This window comes from Psychrobacter sp. 1Y4 (assembly GCF_051847555.1).
In genome coordinates this window covers 1-522 of the sequence record NZ_JBPYDE010001136.1, presented here as the reverse complement: position 1 = coordinate 522, position 522 = coordinate 1, and the positions used below count along the sequence as shown (strand labels likewise).

General features: G+C 29.1%; 1 protein-coding gene. It reads right to left on the bottom strand.

The genetic code is table 11. The features are described 5' to 3' along the window. Positions 1–522 (bottom strand): glycosyltransferase family 2 protein (locus tag ACS8FC_RS20805; RefSeq protein WP_439298182.1); only part of this gene is annotated, 522 nt, incomplete at both ends.

Below are 522 nucleotides of genomic sequence, written 5' to 3'. Positions count from 1 at the left end.
AGCAGGATTATCAATTACTTTCACTCGAAAATCCATCCTTGCTAATTGTTGAATGATAGATAGCGTATTATCCGTACTACAATCATTAATAACTATAAGTTCTATATTTTTCCATGTTTGATCTAGAATTGAATTTATAGCAAATTTAATTGTCTTCTCAGCATTAAAAGCTGGCATTATTATCGATATTTTTATATTTTCATCAATTGAATAGTTAGGTTCACAAGTGATACGGTGATAAATAGGCCCTTTACCAAACTTGAGTTTAATTGGCTGTAGATTTTGTCTGGTAATATACTGGTTTACTAGCTCCAACCATCTGCTTTCATCACTTAAATAGTTGTTAGCCTCTATAATATTTAAAGTTTCCATTATGGAGGTAGGTGCATACTTTTCTACAAATAATTTAGCCGCTTTAAAACCATGGTTTTCATTAATTTGCCAAGCTTCAATAAAAACACCATTTTTTTGTTTTAATTTAGGTATTGCAATTGATTTTTGATGAATATTTTCTAACTTTAT